This is a genomic window from Pseudorhodoplanes sp. (genome assembly GCA_032027085.1).
Lineage (GTDB): Bacteria > Pseudomonadota > Alphaproteobacteria > Rhizobiales > Xanthobacteraceae > Pseudorhodoplanes.
In genome coordinates this window covers 106,301-121,966 of sequence record JAVSMS010000001.1, presented here as the reverse complement: position 1 = coordinate 121,966, position 15,666 = coordinate 106,301, and the positions used below count along the sequence as shown (strand labels likewise).

Genomic DNA, 15,666 nt, shown 5'->3' with positions numbered 1-15,666 from the left:
CAAGCGATGATCTCGAAGTTCTTCATCGAACGGCCGGTCCTTGCGAATGTCCTGGCGATCCTGATGGTCGTGATCGGCCTGGTGTCGCTGTTGAATCTGCCGGTCGCCCAATATCCGAATGTCACGCCGCCGACTGTCCAGGTCACGACCCGCTATCCGGGCGCAAGCGCACGCACCGTGGTCGACACCGTCGCGCTGCCGATCGAGCAGCAGGTCAACGGCGTCGAGGACATGCTCTACATGCAGTCCACCAGCGCCGCCGACGGAAGCTACACGCTGACGGTGACGTTCAGAATCGGCGTCGATCTGAACTTCGCGCAGGTGCTGGTGCAGAACCGGGTGTCGAGCGCGCTGTCGTCACTGCCGCAGGCGGTGCAGGCGCAAGGCGTCACGGTGCAGAAGAAATCCACCGCGATCCTGATGTTCGTGACGCTCAGTTCGCCGAAGGGTGAATATGACAGCCTCTATCTCGCCAATTACGCGACCATCAGCCTGCGCGATGAGCTCTCCCGCGTGCCGGGCGTCGGCAGTGTCAATGTGTTCGGCGCTGGGCAATATTCGATGCGGGTCTGGCTCGACCCGAACAAGCTACAGGCGCGATCACTGACGCCGCAGGACGTGATCCAGGCGCTGCAGGGGCAGAGCCAGCAGGTCACGGCGGGGCAGATCGGTATGCCTCCCACACGAGGCGATCAGAATTTCCAGTACACCATCGATATCGCCGGCCGTCTCAGCGAGGTGGGGGAATTCGCCGATGTCATTGTCAAGACCGGCGGCAACGGTGAGATCACGCGCGTCAAAGATGTCGGGCGTGTCGAACTGGGCGCCCAGACCTATGGTCAGACCTTCACGCTGAACGGTCAGCCGGCCGCTGCGCTCGGCATCTTCCAGTCGCCCGGCGCGAACGCGCTGAATGTGAAGACGGCGGTCGACGCCAAGATGGCGCAACTTGCCAAGGCGTTCCCGGAGGGGCTCGTCTACGACATTCCTTTCGATACCACAAAATTCGTCAATGAATCGATCAAGGAAGTCTACAAAACCCTGATCGAAGCGGCCATTCTAGTGCTGCTGGTGATCCTGTTCTTCCTGCAAAACTGGCGCGCGACGCTGGTCCCGGCAACGACGGTGCCGGTCACCATCATCGGCGCTTTCGCGGCGATGGCCGCGCTCGGTTTCACCGTCAATCTGTCGACGCTGTTCGCGATCGTACTGGCTATCGGCATCGTGGTCGACGACGCAATTGTGGTGGTGGAAGGAGCGGCTCACAACATCGAGCAGGGTATGTCCGGTCATGATGCCGCGATCAAGGCGATGGACCAGCTATTTGGCCCGATCATCGGCATCACGCTCGTCCTGATGTCGGTTTTTATCCCGGCGGCCTTTCTGCCTGGTCTGACCGGCCAGATGTATGCCCAGTTTGCGCTGGTGATTGCGGCGACCGCGCTTCTGAGTGCGATCAACGCGGCGACCTTGAAGCCGACGCAATGCGCGCTCTGGCTGCGTCGGCCGGTGCCGCCGGAGCAGCGCAATATGGTCTATCGCGGATTCAACGCGATCTATGACCGCTGCGAGCGCGCTTATGCCGGCCTTGTCCGCCGTATGGCTCATCATGCCGGCATCGCGTGTCTGGTTGCGCTCGCGATCATCGGCGGAGCGGTTTACGGCCTGTCGCGCATTCCAACCGGCTTCCTGCCGATCGAGGATCAGGGCTATTTGCTCGCCACCGTGCAATTGCCTGACGGCGCGTCGCTCGAACGCACGGACAAGACTTTGCAACAGGTCGCCGAGATCGCGCGCAAGACGCCCGGTGTCGACAAGGTGTTGTCGATCGCCGGCATTTCCGCACTCGATAACAATGCAACGCTGGCGAATGCGGGTGTCGTCTATATAGTGCTGAAGGACTGGGGCGAGCGCGGCGCGGATGAGCAGCTTTTGCCATTGTTCACGCGCCTCAATCGCGAATTCGACCAGATCATGGGCGCCAAGATCAATGTGCTGCCGCCGCCGCCGATTCAAGGCATCGGCAATGCCGCCGGCTTCACCATGATGGTCCAGTTGCGCGACGGCTCCTTTGATTTCACCAAGCTGCAGGCCGTGACCAACATGATCGTCAGCAACGCGCAGAGCCAGAGCGGCCTGCAGCGGGTTTCGACATCGTTCCGCTCCGACGTACCGCAATTGGCGGTCGAGGTCGATCGCACCAAGGCGCAATCGCTGCAGGTCTCGGTCGACCAGGTCTTCCAGACGATCGCGAGTTATCTCGGCTCGAGTTATGTCGCTCAGTTCAACAAGTTCGGACGAACATTCCAGGTTTATGTCCAGGCGGATTCGCAATTCAGGGTGCGCGCGTCCGACATCGGACAACTATCTGTCCGCAATCAGCAGGGGTCTATGATCCCGCTCGGTACGCTGGTGAATATTACGCCGGTGGTCGGTCCGTCGCTGATCACGCTCTACAATCTTTATCCGGCATCCACGGTGATCGGGTTGCCGGCGGCGGGCTTCTCGTCCGGTGAGGCGATCCGACTGATGGAGCAAGTCGCGGATCGCACGCTGCCGCCGGGCACGGGCTTTGAATGGACGGCCATGTCCTATCAGGAGAAGGCGGTCGGCAATCAGCTTTATTATGTCTTCGCGCTCGCGATGTTGCTGGTCTATCTGGTGCTGGCCGGGCAATATGAAAGCTGGTACGCGCCGGTTTCCATCATTCTCTCCGTCCCGCTTGCGCTGGTCGGTCCGGTCATTGCCTTCAAGAGTCTCGGCGTCGACAACAATCTCTATGTGCAGATCGGACTGGTGCTGCTGATCGCGCTCGCCGCCAAGAACGCCATCCTGATCGTTGAAGTGGCGCGCGAGTTGCGTCGCTTCCACGGACATGACTTGACTGAAGCCGCGGTCGGTGCGGCGCAGGCGCGCTTCCGTGCCATTCTGATGACCTCCTTTGCCTTCATTATCAGCATGATCCCGCTGGTGCTGGCGACGGGGGCAGGGGCCAGCGCCCGCAAGTCGATCGGCCTCACCGTGTTTAGCGGCATGCTCGCCTCGACGCTGCTGGCTGTGCTGTTTGTTCCCTCGATGTTCGTTATGGTCCAGCGCTTTGAGGAATGGCGGGCGAGCCGCAAAAAGGCGTCGGCCGCGGCGGCCAAACCCGCCGAATAGGCGCTTCAGAGCCTTGAAAACAGTCACAATTTGGTCGCAGCGCGGCCTATGATATGAGGCCCTTCACCAGCATCATGTCATCGGCCGAGGCCATGCGATATCCGCTCTCTTTTGCTGCCCTGATTCTGCTTCTGCTCGCCGCTCATGCCGCAGCTCCGGCGCAGGCCCAGATGTCCGCTTCGGATGCCGCGATGCGGCTGGAAGCCATCGAACACCAGATGCGCCAGCTCACCGGTCAGGTCGAGCAGTTGCAGCACCGCAACCAGCAACTGGAGCAGCAGTTGCGCGCCATGCAGGGTGGTGGCGTGCCGCAGCCGACCCGTCCGCAGGCGCAACCGCCAAGCATGCCGCAACCGCAATTTCAGCAACAGCCGCAGACGATGCCCGGCCGCCGTTCCGATATCGAACCGGGCAGCAATCCGACTTACGCCCAGCCGAATGTTGCGCCGTCGCCTCGCCAGGGCGCCGCGAACCAGCGCGGCGACGTCTACGATCCGCGCGTGGATCCTAATGCGCCGGGAGCGCCGCGGGCGCTGGGATCACTCCCGCCCGGTCAGCCATCGGCGCCATTGGTGCCAGACATCGCCGCCGACGAACCGATCGGTGCGCGCGGCGGGCGGGAGGCCGGGGCGCCGCTCGATATCTCGACATTGTCAGGTCATGCCGCCGGGTCAGGTCATGCCGCCGGCGATCAGGGCTTGCCGCCGCCACCCGCGCGCAATCCCAGTGCCACCGGCGCGCTGGCCTCGATCTCTCCGCCGGCGCAAACCCCGAAAGATTTTTACGATCTCGGCTACGGCTATATCCAGCGCAAGGATTATGCGGCAGCCGAAGACACGTTTCGTGATTTCCTCAAGCGCTATCCCGGCGATCGGCTGACGCCCGATGTGCAATATTGGCTGGGTGAGAGCCTGTTCCAGCGCCAGCGCTATCGCGCCGCCGCCGAGTCATTCTTGCAGGTGTCGACCAAATACGAGACGTCGGCGAAAGCGCCGGACTCCCTGCTGCGGCTCGGACAATCGCTCGCCGCCCTGCGTGAGAAAGATGCCGCCTGTGCCACCTTCGGTGAGATTGGCCGCAAATATCCGCGCGCCTCGCTCGGCGTGAAGCAGGGCGTGGAACGGGAACAGAAGCGTGTCGGCTGCTGACATCCCTCTGCCAGTTTCGGCAAGGGAAGCGAAGGCGCTGTTCGCCGATCTGTCGTCCGAACCTGTCCTCGTCCTGGCCGTCTCAGGCGGCCCGGATTCCATGGCGCTGCTGGCACTGGCGGCACGCTGGCGTAAATCTCTCAGGCGCGGGCCGGTTCTGATCGCGGTGACGGTCGATCATGGCCTGCGTGCGGAATCGGCCAGAGAGGCGAATGCCGTCAAACGGCATGCCCGTGAATTGGGTGTCACCCACAGGACTTTGCGCTGGACCGGACCCAAACCGAAAACAGGATTGCAGGAGGCGGCGCGCACCGCGCGTTACTGTTTGCTTGCCGGCGAAGCCGCTAAGGCGGGCGCAAAATACGTTTTGACCGCGCATACGTTCGACGATCAGGCCGAGACGGTTCTGATCCGGCTCGCCCGGGGCAGCGGTTTGTCGGGTCTTACTGCAATGGCGCGCGACAATGAGATGTTTGGGGTCCACATCCTGCGGCCGCTGCTGGACATACCCAAGGCGCGGCTGATCGCGACACTTGGGAGGCTCGGCGTCGTCTATGCCGACGATCCCTCCAATCGCGATCCGCGTTTCACGCGCGCCCGGGTCCGCTCGTTGATGCCGCATCTGGCGGCCGAGGGACTGACGCCGGAGCGGCTTGTGCTGCTGGCGCGGCGGATCAGACGATCGGAAGCGGCCCTGCAGGCGGCCGTCTCGCAGGCGGCGGACGCTCTCGCCTGGTCCCCTTCCGCCGATGGTCGGAAGATCGAGTTCAGTGCCGCGGAATTTTCCCATTTGCCCGACGAAATTGCCCTGCGGCTCCTCGGTCGCGTCGTCACACAGGTCGGCGACGAGGGGCCGGTCGAACTGGGAAAGCTGGAGCGGCTGTTCGCCGAACTGCAGCCAGATGGCGGAGCCAGGCCGACGATTCGCCGCACCCTGGCCGGCGCTGTCGTGACCCTGAAGGGCAACCGGCTCTCGGTGGAGCGGGCACCCCCCCGGCGTGGCGGCGCCGGCCGCCGAATTTCGGCCTTAACCACGCGCAAAAGTGCCAAAGACGAGGGGGCATCCCCGCCGTTAGAATGAAAAACACCGAGTTTACAGGGCTTCCCTTGGCATCGGGCAGGGCCGGTCCTACATTCATGCCTTCGGGGCATTGACTTGAGCGACGTGCCGCTTCTTTTAACGCCCGCCGCGGCTCCGGCGACAGAATCCGGCGACAGAATAAGGACTTCGGATGAACACCAATCTCCGCAACTTCGCCCTCTGGGTGATCATTGTTCTGTTGCTGCTTGCCCTTTTCACGTTGTTCCAGAGCCCCAGCCAGCGCCAGTCGACACAGGACATCTCTTTCTCGCAGTTGCTCACTGAGGTCGATCAGGGGCGGGTGCGCGACGTTCTGATCCAGGGGCAGGAGATTCACGGCACTTTCACCGACGGCCGCCCCTTCAACACCTACGCGCCAAACGATCCCAATCTGGTCCAGCGCATGTATGGCAAGGGCGTGCAGATCACCGCGCGCTCGCCGCAGGAGCAGGTGCCGTGGTTCGTATCGCTGCTTGTCTCGTGGCTGCCTTTCATCGCGCTGATCGGCGTGTGGATTTTCCTCTCGCGCCAGATGCAAGGCGGTGCCGGCAAGGCGATGGGCTTCGGCAAGTCACGCGCCAAGCTGCTGACCGAAGCGCATGGCCGCGTGACGTTTGAAGATGTCGCTGGCGTCGACGAAGCGAAAATGGATTTGCAGGAGATCGTCGAATTCCTGCGCGATCCTTCCAAGTTCCAGCGCCTCGGCGGACGTATTCCGCGCGGCGTGCTGCTGGTCGGCCCTCCCGGCACCGGCAAGACGCTGATCGCGCGCGCGGTCGCGGGCGAAGCCAACGTGCCGTTCTTCACCATTTCGGGCTCCGATTTTGTTGAAATGTTCGTTGGCGTCGGTGCGTCGCGTGTGCGCGACATGTTCGAGCAGGCGAAAAAGAACGCGCCCTGCATCATCTTCATCGACGAAATCGACGCGGTCGGCCGTCATCGCGGCGCCGGTCTCGGCGGCGGCAATGACGAGCGCGAGCAGACCCTCAACCAGTTGCTGGTCGAGATGGACGGCTTCGAGGCCAATGAAGGCATCATCCTGATCGCTGCGACCAACCGTCCTGACGTGCTCGATCCCGCTTTGCTGCGCCCCGGCCGTTTCGACCGTCAGGTCATCGTGCCGAATCCGGACGTGGTCGGCCGCGAGCAGATTTTGAAGGTGCATGTACGGAAGGTGCCTCTGGCGCCGGACGTGAATCTGAAAACCATCGCGCGCGGCACGCCCGGTTTCTCCGGCGCGGACCTGATGAACCTCGTCAACGAGGCGGCGCTGATGGCGGCCCGGCGCAACAAGCGCATGGTGACGCAACACGAGTTCGAGGACGCCAAGGACAAGGTGATGATGGGCGCCGAGCGCAAGTCGCTGGTGATGACGGAGGAGGAGAAGCTTCTCACCGCCTATCACGAGGGTGGCCACGCCATCGTCGCGCTCAACGTCAAGGCCACCGATCCGGTGCACAAGGCGACCATCATCCCGCGCGGCCGCGCGTTGGGCATGGTCATGCAATTGCCGGAACGCGACAAGCTCTCGATGAGCTATGAGCAGATGATCTCGCGGCTCGCCATTATGATGGGCGGCCGCGTCGCCGAAGAAATGATCTTCGGCCACGACAAGGTAACCTCCGGCGCGCAATCGGACATCGAGCAGGCCACCCGGCTCGCCCGCATGATGGTGACGCGTTGGGGCTTCTCACCCGAGCTCGGCACCGTCGCCTATGGCGAGAACCAGGAAGAGGTGTTCCTGGGACATTCCGTGTCGCGGCAGCAGAATATCTCGGAGACGACGGCGCAGAAGATCGACAGCGAGGTCAAGCGTCTGGTGGAGGGCGGGCTCGCCGATGCGCGCCGCATCCTGACCGAAAAGCGCGCACACCTGGAGGCGCTGGCAAAAGGACTTCTGGAATACGAGACGCTGTCTGGCGACGAGATCAAAGATCTGCTCGACGGCAAGGCGCCGGTGCGCGAAGGCATCAGCGAGCCGACCGCGCCGCGCGCCTCGGCGGTTCCTAGTGCGGGCAAGACCCGTCCGCGGCCGGATGCCGGCGGGATGGAACCCCAGCCCCAGGCCTGACCGGTTATTCGCCGGATTGTTCGAACGCCCGCCGCAAGGCGGGCGTTTACTTTGAGATCGCCGCGCGGAAAGGAAACGTGACTGCCCGAATGGACGGTAGCTGATCCAGGTCAAATACGTGGTTGGTTTTGTTGCGTCATGGTTATATTCCAGCATTCGGAGTTCTGCGATGGCAATCCCAGCAGCTTTGGCGCGGCGGCGTGACTATGCCGGTCCTGCCATATTCTCCTATGGGTTCCGCCCGTTCTTCACGGGCGGGGCGGTATGGGCGGCTCTGGCGATCATCCTCTGGATCCCGCTCTATACCGGCGATCTGACCTTGCCATCCGCCATAAGCCCGCTGCACTGGCATGTTCACGAAATGCTCTATGGCTATGTCGCTGCCGTCATCGCCGGTTTTCTCCTGACGGCGATTCCGAATTGGACCGGCCGTTTGCCGGTCTGCGGCGCTCCGCTTGCTGCGCTGGCGGCGCTGTGGCTCGCCGGGCGGATCGCCATGCTGTCGACCGCGACCATCGGCTTGGTGCCGGCCGCTGTGATCGATGTGGCATTTCTGGCGTCGCTGGCGACAGTTGCCATGCGGGAAATCATCGCCGGCAAGAACTGGCGCAATCTCCGGGTGCTGGCGATCGTAGCGCTGCTGATCCTTGGCAACGTCGTCTTTCATATTGAGACGATCTGGTACGGCGCCGCCGATTACGGCATCCGGCTTGGATTGGCGGCGGTGATGCTGCTGATCAGCCTGGTGGGCGGGCGCATCATTCCGAGCTTCACGCGCAACTGGCTGGTGCGCGAAAATCCGGGGCGGCTGCCGCAACCCTTCGGGCGCCTTGACATGGTCACCATCGCCTTTTCTGCGGTAGCCCTCGCGGCGTGGGTGATCATGCACGAGCACGCGGTGGCTGGTGGCCTGCTGTTAATAGCTGGCGCGCTCCATATCGTCCGCTTTGTGCGCTGGGCGGGGGATCGGACGCTGGCGGACCGGCTGGTCCTGGTCCTGCACGTGGCTTATGCTTTCGTGCCGACAGGATTTATCCTCATCGGCGCTTCCATTCTCTGGCCGGCTGTGCTCCCGGCTTCGGCGGGCATTCATGCCTGGACGGCCGGCGCCATCGGCATGATGACCATGGCGGTCATGACGCGGGCGAGCCTCGGCCATACCGGCCAGGCGCTCGCCGCCTCGCCGGCAACGCAGGTCATCTATGCGCTGGTGTTCATCGCCGCGGTGACACGGATCACCGCGGCCTTCACAGGCGACATGGTTTTCATGCATATTTCCGCAACGGCATGGGTCCTGGCGTTCGGCGGCTTTGCGGCGGTCTACGGTCCACGACTCATCGGACGTCCGCCTGTGTGGTTAAGACGCTCATGAGACGATTGTGTGCGTTGCTGGCAACAGCGTGGCTTGTCGCGGTCCAACCGGCAGGCGCGAATGACTCAACCGCCCAACTCGCCACCAGCGGCCTCATCTTCGTGCACAACGATCACGTCGAGTTGCGCAGCGAGGATCTTTTCATTTCAGCGGGGGAAGTGAAGGTCAGCTATCGGTTTTTCAACAAGACCGATCGCGACGTGAAGGTGCTGGTCGCCTTTCCGATGCCGGAGATCAAGGCCGAGCAGGAAGTGGTGATCGCGCTGCCAAGCGAAGATCCCATCAATGCACTCGATTTCTCCACCTTGGTGAACGGCGTCCCGGTCAAGACTCAGGTTGAACAGCGCGTGATGGCGGCCGGCATCGACCGCACAAAATACCTACAAGACCTTGGCTTGCCGCTGGCGCCGCATCTCGGCACCACCAATGACGCGCTTGACCGCCTTCCACGTGACAGATGGGACGAACTGATCCGTCTCGGTCTCGCAGAGATTGAGGAATACGATATCGGCAAGGGCATGCAGCAGCATCTCAGCGCGCGCTGGGCGCTGCAGACGACATTCTATTGGGAGCAGACCTTTCCGGTCGGTGCCGAAACGCTGATTGAGCATCGTTACAAGCCGAGCGTCGGGGGAACCGCCGGAACCGGCCTTGGCAGTAAGGAGGCCGAGCGCGAAGGCTGGTTCGCCGAATACGCACGCAAATATTGCATCGACAAGGGATTCCTCACCGCTGTCACCCGCGCCAGGCAGGCCGCGAAGAGCGAATTCAGCGCGCCGTTCACCGAAGAGCGGATCGACTACATCCTCAAGACTGGTGCCAATTGGTCAGGCCCGATCGGCGAATTCCGTCTGGTCGTGGACAAGGGGCATCCGGACAATCTCGTCAGCTTTTGCGGTCAAGGCGTCAAGAAAATCGCGCCCACGCAATTCGAGCTGGTGAAGAAGGACTACCGGCCAGAGGGCAATCTTTCGATCCTGATCCTGAAGAAATTCGATCCGCAATAACTGCCGGCCTCGGCCGCGCCGTCAATGCGAATGCCCGCCGATCGGCGGGCATTCTTCTTGAAGCGAGAAATCGTTGAGCGGCGGTGACTGCTCTGCCGTTCACTTCTTGATCAGAGGACACTTGCTTTGGCTGAGCGGTTGGACCGCGTCATTTGCCGCGATCGTTCCCAGAACCCGGTAGTAGTCCCAAGCACCCTTGGATTCCTCCGGCTTCTTCACTTCAACCAGGTACATGTCATGGACCATGCGGCCGTCCTCGCGGACAAAGCCCTTGGCAAAGAAATCATCCACCTTGATGTCGCGCATCTTTGCCGCGACGGCTTTACCCTCGGCGCTGCCTGCGGCGGCGACAGCCTTGAGATAGTGCATGACAGCGGAATAGGTGCCGGCCTGGATCATGCCCGGCATGCGGCCGGTGCGCTCGAAGAACCGCTTCGACCAGGTGCGCGTGGCGTCATTCATGTCCCAATAGAAGGCCGTCGTGAAAACGAGCCCATTCGCCACCGGAAGACCAAGCGCATGGACATCGCTGATGACAACAACCAGCCCGGCGAGTTTCTGGCCGCCGGCGGAGATACGAAATTCAGCCGCCTGTTTGACTGAATTGATGGTGTCGGCGCCGGCATTGGCGAGTCCGACGATCTGCGCTTTGGATGCGGTCGCTTGCAGCAGGAATGAAGAAAAATCGGAAGTGTTCAAGGGATGCCGCACCTGCCCGAGCACAGTGCCGCCCCTCTCTTTCACGACATTGGCGAGATCCGTCGCCATCTGATGGCCGAAGGCGTAATCGGCGGCCAGAATGAACCAGCTCTTTCCGCCCTGTGCGACCACCGCGCGGGCGGTGCCGATCGCCTGCGAGTAGGTGTCGAACGCCCAGTGAAATCCGGTCGGAGAGCAATCCTCGTTGGTGAGCCGGGTGGTGGCGGGACCGACGGCCAGTGTCACCTTGCCTTTGTCGGCGGCAATTTTCTGCACCGCCAGCGCAACCGCGGAATTGGTGAGTTCGGTCACCGCGCTGACATTGTCCACGTCAAACCAGCGGCGCGCGATGCTGGAGGCAATGTCGGGCTTGTTCTGATGGTCTCCGGCGACAATTTCGACGGGCTTGCCGAGCACTTTGCCGCCGAAATCCTCAACCGCCATTTGCGCGGCAATGACCGATGTCCTGCCGCCGAAATCGCCATAGGGGCCGGATTGGTCATTGAGCACACCGATACGGATGACATCCTGTGCCTGTGCTGTCGCAGGAATTTGCAGCACGAAAGCCGCACACAGAAGAGCGGCGAAGGACGTAGTACGCACGAGAACCTCCCTGATTTATCTGGCGATCCGCGAGATCGTCACGGTTCGCTTAGTTTGCAGTTTGGATTATCAGAGGTGGGCGCGCTGGACGCAAGCAAGCGCTGGATGCATCTTGATCAATGCTGGGGTGATAATTGCGGATGGAAGACGAGCCCGCTCTATGACCTTGCGCGATCCCGCTGCCAGGCCAGGGCGACAGTCGCGGCCATGAAAGCCAGCATGACAGCGACCAGCGAAACCACCCCGATCCAGCCGCCTCTTTCCCAGGCCAGTCCCGCCAGCAGCACGCCGGCGCTGCCACCGATATAGAATGCGGTGACATATAAGCCGATGGCTGAGGATGTTCCGTTTCTCGCCGACGTGGCGACGAAACTCTGTGCCGACGCCTGCACAAACAATCCGCAGACGGCCGCGACCGCCAGTCCGGCAATAATGGCTGCGAGAGAAGGCACGAGCGTCAGTGCAACACCCACGATCCACGCCATCAGTACGCCAATGACAAAATAGCGCAGCCCGAACTTGGCCACCCAGTGGCCGGTGGTCGGTGTCGTAATCGTTCCGAAAAGATACACGATGAAGATCGCCCCCAGAGCGGCGGGGGAGAGATTGAACGGAGGCGCGGCAAGCAGAAAGTTCACGAAGGTGAAGACCGCCATGAAATTGAACAGCACGCCGAAACCGACAGCGAAGATGGCGAGCAGCCGCGGATTCACGAGATGTCCGATCATCTGTCGCAGCGAGATGCCGAGATTTCCGGCGCCGACGAAATTCTTCTCGCGCGGTAGCAGCAGGATCACGCCTAGCGCGCAGATTGCGGTCAGCGCGGCATCGGCGAGGAAGGCGCCGCGCCAGCCGATCGGCTCGACCAGCACGCCGGTGAGGAAACGGCCGAGGAAGCCGCCAAGCGCCGAGCCCGACACATAAAGCCCCGTGATGCCGACCGCTTCGTCGGCTGGCCATTCGCCGCCGATATAGGCGACCATCACGGTGAAGATCGGCGGCAGCAGCAGGCCCTGCAGGAAGCGCCAGAAGATGATCATGTCGAGGCTGGGCGTGAACGCGATCATTGCGGTCGGAACCACAAGCGCGAGCATGGCTGCGCCGATCAGACGCTTGCGCCCGAACACATCGGCGATGGCGCCGGTAAACGGCGCGGTCAGCGCCACGGCGAGCGTAGATACCGTCATGATCGTGCTGATGTCGGCCGCGCTCGCGCCGAATTCGGCAGACAGCAGCGGCAGGATCGCTTGCGGCGAATAGAGATTGAGGAAGGCACCGCCGCCGGCCAGAGCGACCGCGAGGCGCCGCGTATCGAATGTCATGCAGAGCCGCAAATCGGGTGGGAATGGGTCGAATGCTGAAACAACATTGCTCACCCGACATGGCTTTGCTAGGGCTGCCGACCCTCATCCCGACATGACAACCATGCAATCCGAAACGGATGATCACGGCCCCAAGCCGTATTGGAGCCTTTCCGGTCTGTGGCAGGGCGTTCGCTTCGTCCTTCCGGTGTTACCGGGAGCCGCCGTATTCGGCGCGGCGTTCGGCGCGGTGGCGGCGGCAAAGGGCCTGTCCTTTGCCGAGGCGGTGCTGATGAGCGCCATCGTATTTGCGGGCGCATCGCAGCTCGTGGCGATGGAAATCTGGTCGAGCCAGTTCACGCCGGGAACCATCGCGACGCTCGCTTTGGTCACCGCCGTGGTGAACATGCGCATGCTGCTGATGAGCGCGTCCCTGCGCCCGTGGCTCGGTCCGCTGCCGGCTTGGCAGGTCTATCCGATGCTGACCATCACCACGGACATGAGCTGGATCAACGCCATTCGCTACCGTCGTCAGGGCGGTGCGGATGCCAGCGTGCTGCTTGGCAGCAGTCTGTCGGTCTGGCTGGTCTGGGTGCCGGTATCGGCCTTCGGTTATCTCGCCGGTGCGATGATTGCCGATCCGCGCCGCTTCGGACTCGATCTCATCATCCCGATCTATTTTGTCGCCATGCTGGTGCCGATCTGGCCCGGCCCGCGCCGCGCCATTCCCTGGGTTGTGGCGGGCGCCGTGGCGCTGCTTGTCGAGCGGCTCGTTCCCGGCTGGTGGTTCATCATCTGCGGCGCGCTGGCCGGCGCGGTGAGCGGAGGCTTCATCGATGACCGCAAATGATGTTCTGCCTTACGCGGCGATTATCGCGATCTGCGCCATGTCGGTAGCGACACAAGCGATGCGGCTTGGCGGTTTCTGGCTGATGGGTCATGTTCCGATCACGCCGCGCGTGCGCAAGATGCTGGAGGCTTTGCCGGGCTCGGTCATCATCGCATTGGTGTTGCCGGTGGTGGTGAAGAGCGGCCTGACCGGTTACCTGACCATCGGAACGGTGATCGGATTCATGCTGTTCCGGCGCAACGAATTCATCGCCGTCGCACTCGGCGTCGCCGTGGCCAGCGCCTGCCGTGCTTACGGTTTGTGAGAGAGCGCATCTTTGGCCCGTGCCAGGGTCTGCTCGGGCGTGCCGGACGCATCGATGCGCATCCAGTCGAGCAAGCCGAGATCATATTGCTCCTGACGTTGCGCCACGGCTGCATCGGCATCGGAGGCATCATTGACGCGGGCGCCCACGCGCTTGATGCGGGTTGCAAGATCGGCTGTGAGGAACAATCCGGTGAAGGCAACGCCGTGCGTTCGCGTCAAATGTGTGAGCAGACCGCGCTCTTCCTGTCGTGCAAAGACTGCATCGACAATGGCCGAGTGGCCGGCCGCGATGACCCTGCGAGCATTGTCTGCCAGAAACTCATAAAGCCTCGCCGTCACGTCCGCTGCATAGGCCTGCTGCGGCAGCGGATTGGCTTCCGCCACACCGAACATCCGCTTTCGCATGACGTCCGAGCGCAGAAGGACCGCGCCTGGGGCCGGATCGATGCTGGGAGCCAATGCGCGCGCCAGCACGGACTTTCCTGTGCCCGATAATCCGCCGACGGCGATCAGCCGGGGAGACGGCGGCGCCATCAGGTGCCGCGCAAGCGTAAAATAACTCGTTGCGGATTCGCGGATGGCCGTCGCCTTCTCCGCAGTCGCGGTATTGAGACGTGCTGCCGTCACCTTGGCGCGGATCGCCGCCCGCAACGACAGGAACAGCGGCAACCCAGCCAGCGCATCGAAATCCGAATCGCGCGCAGCCTCAATGAGATAGCGGTTGAATAAGACATTGGCCGCAGGGTGCAGATCGCGCGCGATGAGATCCATCAGCACGAAGGCAAGGTCGTAGAGAACGTCGCCGGAGGCGACTACCGGGTCGAACTCGATCGCGTCGAACAGAACCGGCTTGCCGTCGATCAGCACGATGTTGCCGAGATGCAGGTCCCCGTGCACCCGGCGGATCAAGCCTTCCTCGCCGCGCCGGCGCAACAGCGACTGCAGCTTCGCGTGAGCCGCGCGGCTCGCGTCGGTCAGCATTGCGACATCGCGGGCGGGAAACAGATCGCGCATTTCAGAAAATGCCGCGTCGTTTTGCTCGACATATTGACCAAGCGCATCGATCCAGGCGCCGGCATCGGCGATGGGCGCATCCCGGTGAGCGCCGGCGATCACGCGGCCGAGTGTGTCGGCCAGCGGCAGATCGATTCTGCCTCGGGCGGCCAGATGATCGAGCGTTGCGCTCTCGTCGAAGCGGCGCATCTCCAGCGCCCATTCCATCACGTCGCCACCGCCGCCGATCTCGAATCCGCCGCCATCCCTTTTTGTGATAGCGACGACACGCCGGTAGATTTCAGGGGCCGTGCGCCGGTTGATGGCAAGCTCCGCCTCGCAGGCCGTCTTGCGCTTCTCCAGGGTGGAATAGTCGAGGAACGGAAACCGTACCGCGCGCTTGATTTTCAGTGCGCGGTCGCCGGCCAGAAACACCGCCGCCGCGTGCGTGTCGATGCGCGTGACCGGATGCCCGCCATGGCTGGCCGGGTCGGCGAGGAAAGCCAGTACGTCCCCTTGGGCGTCGGTGGATTGGACCATGGTGGAAAAATGCCGGAACAAGGTCGCCAGAATGTTGAGGCGTATCAACGCGGCTGCAACGCTTCCGTTTCATGTAAACTGATATGATATTCAGCAAGGAGATTGCCGTGACGGCACTGCCCCCTCAATTCAAGCGCATCCGCCTCAATTTGGCACGCTCCAAGGAATTTCCGAACGGCTCCGAGCGGCACGGATACGAATTCGTGGCGCCGCTGGATGCAAATGGCCACATCGACCCCGGCCTGTGGCGGGAACATCGCGAGCATTGCGGGGTCCGCAGATTCTGGGAGGGCGAGGAGGACGAGATGGGCCGGCTGGTGCACAAGCCGGGCGGCAAGACCGGCCGCTGGATTTTCGATTACGACAACACCGCCGAGTTCGACGACGAAGCCGGCTACCGCTTCGGAGAACATGCCTTCCAGCCGGGGGAATATGTCTCGATCAGGGATGAAGACGGCGAGATGCACACATTTCAGGTGGCGACCGTCGAGCGCGTCTGATCTTCCGCAATTGCGCTTGACCCGGCCGCGCCGGGA

Annotated in this window: 12 protein-coding genes; 9 read left to right on the top strand and 3 right to left on the bottom strand. The window is 62.6% G+C overall.

Annotated features, from left to right (window positions below; genetic code table 11):
- Nucleotides 1-6: 6 nt before the first annotated feature.
- The 6 genes from RO009_00600 to RO009_00575 all read left to right on the top strand — a co-directional run bounded on the left by RO009_00600 (nt 7) and on the right by RO009_00575 (nt 9,838).
- Nucleotides 7-3,159, top strand: a complete 3,153-nt coding sequence (locus tag RO009_00600) for a multidrug efflux RND transporter permease subunit (GenBank protein MDT3683528.1) — start codon at nt 7-9, stop codon at nt 3,157-3,159.
- Nucleotides 3,160-3,212: 53 nt separating this feature from the next.
- A complete protein-coding gene (gene ybgF, locus RO009_00595) occupies nt 3,213-4,307 on the top strand; it encodes a tol-pal system protein YbgF (protein MDT3683527.1) in 1,095 nt (364 codons plus the stop codon).
- On the top strand, nt 4,294-5,388 hold the full coding sequence (tilS, locus tag RO009_00590; protein ID MDT3683526.1) for a tRNA lysidine(34) synthetase TilS: 1,095 nt from the start codon (nt 4,294-4,296) through the stop codon (nt 5,386-5,388). Before ybgF ends, tilS begins: the two co-directional genes overlap by 14 nt.
- A 151-nt stretch (nt 5,389-5,539) precedes the next feature.
- On the top strand, nt 5,540-7,459 hold the full coding sequence (gene ftsH, locus RO009_00585) for an ATP-dependent zinc metalloprotease FtsH (GenBank protein MDT3683525.1): 1,920 nt from the start codon (nt 5,540-5,542) through the stop codon (nt 7,457-7,459).
- 169 nt (nt 7,460-7,628) lie between these two features.
- A complete protein-coding gene (locus RO009_00580; protein MDT3683524.1) occupies nt 7,629-8,831 on the top strand; it encodes an NnrS family protein in 1,203 nt (400 codons plus the stop codon).
- Nucleotides 8,828-9,838 (top strand): DUF4424 domain-containing protein, encoded by a 1,011-nt coding sequence (locus RO009_00575; GenBank protein ID MDT3683523.1) that lies wholly within the window; start codon nt 8,828-8,830, stop codon nt 9,836-9,838. The genes RO009_00580 and RO009_00575 overlap by 4 nt, the downstream gene beginning before the upstream one ends.
- Before the next feature lie 99 nt (nt 9,839-9,937).
- Here the strand turns inward: RO009_00575 and RO009_00570 are convergent, their stop codons facing one another.
- The gene (locus RO009_00570; GenBank protein MDT3683522.1) at nt 9,938-11,140 is read right to left on the bottom strand and encodes an ABC transporter substrate-binding protein; all 1,203 of its coding nucleotides are present in this window, start codon (nt 11,138-11,140) and stop codon (nt 9,938-9,940) included.
- A gap of 158 nt (nt 11,141-11,298) precedes the next feature.
- Entirely contained in the window at nt 11,299-12,462 is a 1,164-nt protein-coding gene (locus RO009_00565) for an MFS transporter (GenBank protein ID MDT3683521.1), read from the bottom strand.
- 103 nt (nt 12,463-12,565) lie between these two features.
- Here RO009_00565 and RO009_00560 point away from each other — a divergent pair, with 103 nt between their 5' ends.
- Both RO009_00560 and RO009_00555 read left to right on the top strand, forming a co-directional pair.
- Nucleotides 12,566-13,291 (top strand): AzlC family ABC transporter permease, encoded by a 726-nt coding sequence (locus tag RO009_00560; protein ID MDT3683520.1) that lies wholly within the window; start codon nt 12,566-12,568, stop codon nt 13,289-13,291.
- A complete protein-coding gene (locus RO009_00555; protein MDT3683519.1) occupies nt 13,278-13,595 on the top strand; it encodes an AzlD domain-containing protein in 318 nt (105 codons plus the stop codon). The genes RO009_00560 and RO009_00555 overlap by 14 nt, the downstream gene beginning before the upstream one ends.
- Here RO009_00555 and RO009_00550 read toward each other — a convergent pair.
- A complete protein-coding gene (locus RO009_00550; protein MDT3683518.1) occupies nt 13,583-15,178 on the bottom strand; it encodes an AAA family ATPase in 1,596 nt (531 codons plus the stop codon). The two genes, RO009_00555 and RO009_00550, sit on opposite strands and share 13 nt — an antisense overlap.
- 68 nt (nt 15,179-15,246) lie before the next feature.
- Between RO009_00550 and RO009_00545 the strand changes: the two genes are divergently transcribed.
- Nucleotides 15,247-15,630: a hypothetical protein gene (locus RO009_00545; GenBank protein ID MDT3683517.1), complete on the top strand. Its 384-nt coding sequence runs from the start codon at nt 15,247-15,249 to the stop codon at nt 15,628-15,630.
- The last annotated feature ends 36 nt before the right edge of the window (nt 15,631-15,666 follow it).

Bases quoted from the DNA above. Each gene is read 5' to 3' on its own strand.
- RO009_00555 (MDT3683519.1), top strand. From the start codon at position 13,278: ATGACCGCAAATGATGTTCTGCCTTACGCGGCGATTATCGCGATCTGC.
- RO009_00600 (MDT3683528.1), top strand. From the start codon at position 7: ATGATCTCGAAGTTCTTCATCGAACGGCCGGTCCTTGCGAATGTCCTG.
- ybgF (MDT3683527.1), top strand. From the start codon at position 3,213: ATGAGGCCCTTCACCAGCATCATGTCATCGGCCGAGGCCATGCGATAT.
- ftsH (MDT3683525.1), top strand. From the start codon at position 5,540: ATGAACACCAATCTCCGCAACTTCGCCCTCTGGGTGATCATTGTTCTG.
- RO009_00580 (MDT3683524.1), top strand. From the start codon at position 7,629: ATGGCAATCCCAGCAGCTTTGGCGCGGCGGCGTGACTATGCCGGTCCT.
- RO009_00575 (MDT3683523.1), top strand. From the start codon at position 8,828: ATGAGACGATTGTGTGCGTTGCTGGCAACAGCGTGGCTTGTCGCGGTC.
- RO009_00560 (MDT3683520.1), top strand. From the start codon at position 12,566: ATGCAATCCGAAACGGATGATCACGGCCCCAAGCCGTATTGGAGCCTT.
- RO009_00565 (MDT3683521.1), bottom strand. From the start codon at position 12,462: ATGACATTCGATACGCGGCGCCTCGCGGTCGCTCTGGCCGGCGGCGGT.